The sequence below is a fragment of the Micromonospora sp. NPDC006431 genome, from assembly GCF_042870725.1.
GTDB lineage: Bacteria > Actinomycetota > Actinomycetes > Mycobacteriales > Micromonosporaceae > Micromonospora.
In genome coordinates this window covers 1-4,977 of the sequence record NZ_JBIAHQ010000064.1, presented here as the reverse complement: position 1 = coordinate 4,977, position 4,977 = coordinate 1, and the positions used below count along the sequence as shown (strand labels likewise).

The 4,977-nt window shown below is 69.5% G+C and carries 6 protein-coding genes; 3 read left to right on the top strand and 3 right to left on the bottom strand.

Annotated elements, in window-relative coordinates:
• Positions 1-192 precede the first annotated feature (192 nt).
• Together ACFYM6_RS35960 and ACFYM6_RS35955 are read right to left on the bottom strand one after the other, a co-directional pair.
• Positions 193-1,080, bottom strand: coding sequence for a TRM11 family SAM-dependent methyltransferase (locus ACFYM6_RS35960; RefSeq protein WP_387281976.1), 888 nt, complete (start codon positions 1,078-1,080; stop codon positions 193-195).
• A complete protein-coding gene (locus ACFYM6_RS35955) occupies positions 1,073-1,648 on the bottom strand; it encodes a hypothetical protein (RefSeq protein ID WP_387281974.1) in 576 nt (191 codons plus the stop codon). Before ACFYM6_RS35955 ends, ACFYM6_RS35960 begins: the two co-directional genes overlap by 8 nt.
• A 277-nt stretch (positions 1,649-1,925) precedes the next feature.
• Here ACFYM6_RS35955 and ACFYM6_RS35950 point away from each other — a divergent pair, with 277 nt between their 5' ends.
• Both ACFYM6_RS35950 and ACFYM6_RS35945 read left to right on the top strand, forming a co-directional pair.
• Positions 1,926-2,702, top strand: a complete 777-nt coding sequence (locus ACFYM6_RS35950) for a hypothetical protein (protein WP_387281972.1) — start codon at positions 1,926-1,928, stop codon at positions 2,700-2,702.
• 260 nt (positions 2,703-2,962) lie between these two features.
• The gene (locus ACFYM6_RS35945; RefSeq protein WP_387281971.1) at positions 2,963-3,742 is read left to right on the top strand and encodes a hypothetical protein; all 780 of its coding nucleotides are present in this window, start codon (positions 2,963-2,965) and stop codon (positions 3,740-3,742) included.
• A gap of 598 nt (positions 3,743-4,340) precedes the next feature.
• Here the strand turns inward: ACFYM6_RS35945 and ACFYM6_RS35940 are convergent.
• On the bottom strand, positions 4,341-4,562 hold the full coding sequence (locus tag ACFYM6_RS35940) for a hypothetical protein (protein ID WP_387281969.1): 222 nt from the start codon (positions 4,560-4,562) through the stop codon (positions 4,341-4,343).
• Positions 4,563-4,589: 27 nt separating this feature from the next.
• Here ACFYM6_RS35940 and ACFYM6_RS35935 point away from each other — a divergent pair, with 27 nt between their 5' ends.
• A complete protein-coding gene (locus ACFYM6_RS35935; protein ID WP_387281967.1) occupies positions 4,590-4,784 on the top strand; it encodes a tyrosine-type recombinase/integrase in 195 nt (64 codons plus the stop codon).
• Positions 4,785-4,977 lie beyond the last annotated feature (193 nt).

Below are 4,977 nucleotides of genomic sequence, written 5' to 3'. Positions count from 1 at the left end.
CTTCATACCCCGGTGGGTGGGCGCGGTTGTTTTGTTGTTTTTTTTTCGTGTGTTTTTTTCTTCACTTATTTTTTAACAAAAAAAAGGGGGGGGGGGGGGGGGGGGCCCCCCCCCCCCCCCCGCCCCGTCGGTTTTTTGCGACAAGGGGCCACTGGGATGTGTTGACTCGACCTGCGCTGGCGGCGCCGGCTGTTAGGAGGTCGGGCCGGTGACGGTTGCGGTACCGGCAGGACGTACGACATCGCGACGCAGGACGAGCACATCCTCGTGCGCGACGAGGTGCACGGGGAGGCCCTCGGCTCTGGACTTACGGACGGCCATCAGCGCGAACATCGAGGCGCGGTGCACGATCTGGCCGTCGCGGACGGCGGCGAGCATCGCCGCGCACCGCTGCACCGGTGTCAGCCCGACCTGCTGCGCGACGGTCAGGAGTTCACCGGGCAGGTCGATGAAGTCGTCCGGGCGGCGGCGTACCGGTCGGCAGGTGATGACCACCGTGCCGCCGGGACGCAGCAGCTGGTAGCTGGCGGCCAGGATCGCCGCGAACCCGTCGAGCAGCCCGGACCATCCGGCGTAGGCGAGGTTGCCGCTTGCGCGGTCGCCGTACAGGTGGGCCCTCTTCCTGACCCCGGTGCCGGTCATCCGGACCAGTCCGTGGGTGGATCGTCCGTACGGCGGTGAGGTGAGCACGAGTCCGACCTCGCCGACCGCGGACGCGGGGGCGAGATCGAGCAGCCTGGTCGCGTCGCCGGTGACGACGTTCGCCGTGCCGGCGGCGCCCTGAGACGCGGCGAGGGCGACGTTCGCGGCCGCCAAGGCGGTGAACCGCGGTTCGATGTCTACGCCGAGCGCGTGCCGCCCGAGGTGCATGGCCTCGACGAGAGTGGTGCCCGACCCGCACATCGGGTCGAGCACCAGGTCCCCCGATGTGGTGTAGGCGGCGATGGCGTGCGCGGCGAGGTGGGGCAGCATTTTGCCCGGGTGCGTGGACGAGGCCGGTACGTACCGGCCGCGTCGCTGGTCGCGAGAGGGCTGCTGGCAGGTCAGCCACACGGACGTGATCGGCATCGGCTCAGGCATCGCCGTCGCCTCCCGCGGTCGGGCGGGCAAAGACCAGGACGTCGGTGTGGATATCCAGCTGTGTCGGCTGGCCGCGCGTGGGTGGCTGGTCGGCCGCCACGATGTGCTGCAGGTAGGACAGACCTGCCTGCTTGGCCGCGATGACGACGTCGACCGGAAGGATCGGGTCGCCGTGCGCCAGCAGCACGACCAGGCAGCCGCCGGGTAGGAGCTTCGCCCGACCACGAGCGAAGAACTCGACCGGTACGCCGGCGTCGGGGGCAAGTGGCCAGCCGGTGACGATCAGCATCGCCGCCTCGCTCCCCCAGACCGTCGAACACGCCGCCTGCAGGTGGCTGTGGCGGTGAGCGGCGAGGATGGCGCCGGCAAGTTGCGGCCCCTCGGTCAGGTCGATGATCAGGTCGGACGGGTGGGTGAGGTTGTAGACCAGCCGCATGCCCATCGCGTGGGACATGGTCTCGCCCGGCTGCGGGGCGGGTATCGGCCAGACGGTGATGGGCACGGGCGGGTCGCCGGGCACCACGTCCCCGACGGGGACGGGTGCGTTGTGATGGTTTCTCTCGGTCATGGGCATGGTGGCCCCCGGACCGGCGGGCGTACTGACGGTCCTCAGTGCGCCGCTGACAGGCCGATCGAACCCGCCCCGGCCCTGACAGATCCAGTCAGCCCGATCTCTGACGGCCACCTCGGTGGGCGCGGGCGGCCGGCGCAGCAGCGAACCTGACACCACTGGGCACGACCTGTCCCGGTCTGACAACCGCTCGTGGTGTCAGGTCGGGCTGTCCCAATCGAGGTCTCGGAGCCGTCGCACATCGCGAAGCGCTCCCCTTCGAGAGGGCATCATCATGGCAACGACCACCCGCACGAGGACGGCCGACACGGCCCTGACCACCGCCGAGAAGGCGTTCGAGCTGCTGGCCTGCGAACCCGCGCCGCTGGTGTTCGACGCGCGTCCGGTGCCGGGCCTGCCGGACGCGATGTTGCCGCTGGGCGAGCTGCGTAGCCTGCTGGTGTGCGAGCGGTACGACAGCGACACCACCGACGAGCTGTGGCGGCAGCTGGCCCACCACGCCCGCGAACGGGGACCCGCCTGGGTCGTCGGCGCGATCGGTGTGGCTCTGCCCGCACTGACGCACCTCGCCGCGAAAATCAGCCGCGGCCACGCCAGGCACGCCGACGACGTGGACTCCGAAGTTCTGGCCGGGTTCCTCCACGCACTGCGCACCGCGGACCTCGCCCCTGCCCGGCTGTGGCTGCGGCTGTGCTGGGCGGCATGGCGCGCCGGCGCCGCGGTCATCAAAGCCGACGACGGGGAGGAACTGCCGCTGGACCTGCCCAGCGGCTCGCGGTCGCCGAGGATGCCCTACGGGCACCCGGACCTGCTGCTCGGGCGAGCAGCCGTCGCCGGCCTGATCACCGCCGAAGCCGCCGAGCTGATCAGCGCGACCCGGTTCGGCGACGCGTTGATCGAGCACCTGGCCGCCGAGCAGGGCGTGACCGCGCCGGTCCTGCGCATGCGCAGACGCCGCGCCGAGCGCATCGTGGCTGCAGCCGTCACGCGAGGCGACCTGTCCGGCCCGATCCGCTCGCCCGGCCGCCGCGAAGCCGCCATGACGGCCTGACCAACCGTAGGGCGGGGCAGCGGTTGGGCGCCAAGGCCGCCTCGGCGTGACCGCCGTCAGGGTCCCGACCAGGCGAGCGACTGCCACTGGGACCAGCCGCTCGATGCGGAGCCGAATCGCCTCGTCGACCAGGAACGCCGCCAGAGGTCGCTATTGATCGTTGCCTGGCGCACGGCAGCGGAGTTGTTGCCGCGAAACGGCAGGGCAGCCGTCGGACGCGACGAACAGTATGCTCCGCCCCAAATGGAAGCGGGGCATCAATGATCGTGGTTGATCGGATGCGCGGCGGAGCGTTCGTCGCGGGCGTGCTGGTGGTAGCGGGGCTTGCCGGCTGCGTGAAACAGGCCGTCCCGCCACCACCCCCATCGCCGTCGGTGAACCCCGCGCCGTCGGCATCACCCAGCGAGCCCGAGGCCCTGATGGCGGCCATCCGCGGGCTGGTCGGGCAGGCCGGTGTCGGCGACGACATCCGGGAGCGCGAGATCGAGGTCGGCGAGTGGTACGGACCCTGCGACCTGCTCATCGCCGACCCCGACCGGTCGAAGGTGGGCGGGTTGGAGTTCGATCAGGTGTGGGGCGCCGGCCTCGAGGTCAACCCCGTGTCGTCCTTCACCAACGTCCAGCGTCCGACGACCCTCCTAGACGTCACAGTGATAGGTCTGCCCGATGCCCCCGCGGCCGTCGCGACCGCACGTGCGGCCCGCACCGCACCGTGCCCGAGGGAGGCTTTCCGCCTCGTCACGGGCATGGCGACTGCCAGGTGGGGCGCACGCACGGTGACCATCGAGTCGACGACCGCGCGGCTGACCACGGCGACAGTGAGCCGAGTGGACCCGGAAACCGCAGGCGGAATGACATTCCTGCCCGGCGATGCGCGGCTGATCCTCGCGCACGGTCGGTTGCTGATCAGCATCGAGGCGCTCACTTTCTCGACACGCAAGCTGAACACCGCTGCCGAGGTCACCGCCATGGCTCAGGAAAAGGCGACATCCCTAGCTACGGCGATCGTGAAGACCCTCCCAACGGCAAGCGAGGGCTGAGCCGCGCGTCGCATCGCGACGCGGCGTTGGCAGGGATGCGGCGCATATCCGTGGCCGGCCATCTCGTTTACAAGCTCTGTGCAGGCCGTCCGGGCGCATCCGTCCTCGTCCGCGACCTCGGCCCGTCGTCCGTCTCTGGCCGTCGCCGGCCTCCGGTGGTTGGGCCCGTTGCTGTCGCCGTTGCTGTCGACAGCCACCGGTAGCAACAGGTTGTCGTCAACGAGCAGGCGGCGGCGGCGCAATCGCCGTGCATGCAGCGACGGGAGCACCGGGCTCCTGGTGCTCGATCTCGTACTGGCACTCGCTACACGGCTCCGGCGGCTCGTGTTCGCGCCAGTCATGCCCGCATTCGTGGCAGTCGCCGTACCAGCGGCGTCTCTGTCGCACCTTCACGCCTCGCATTTTCGACCAGCACTGAGCGTCGAGGTGGACCCCCGTCGGGGGGAGCCTATCGCTACTGGCGTGACAACCTCGCCGCTGGAGAACGACTGGCCCCGCACGTGCACCCTGCCCGATTCCAGTCCCAAGGCAAGGTGGAATGGTGAACCACTGCCCTGGCGGGTGGCATCGCCGGACCTACCAGGACTGACAACTTCCCCTACTCGCCGAGGCAGCCCAGTGCCACCCCTGGCAGGGCGGCGAGCGCGTGCACGGGTGGCTTGCGCCACTGGACCTGCGGAGTCGGGATCGGCGCCAGAGCCATCGCTTCGACCTCGACGTCGGTGCGCGTCTGATCAGCGTCGATCTTCAGAAACACGTCGCCGACGGGTCGCGCGCTCGTTGCGACGACGACCTTGACCTCTTCCACGTCGGCCATCATCGCGGATGATTATCGACGCCGCCGCGGGTGTTCGTCGCATTCGCGTCTGACCTGCGCCACTCGTGCGCGACGCTGCTCTACGACCAGGGCGTGCCGCTCGAACGGATTCAGGACGTGCTGGGGCACAGCCCCCCAACGGTCACGAAGTCGATCTACGTGGAGGCGACCCGGAGGGTGCAGCAGGACGCGGTGGAAAGCCTCGGGCTCCTCTTCGACGTGTAGGTGTAGGGGTCAGTCGTGGGGGCCAACACACACGATCAAGGGGGTCTCCCGTGCTGGGACACCGGCCCTTGATCTGCTGCGCGCCCGAAGGGACTCGAACCCTGAGCCGCCACGGGTTTTCCGGACAGGTGGACCAAGTAGAATTGGTCGATCTGGAGAGGAAAACAGTTGCCACGCGCGAAGAGGACTTTCT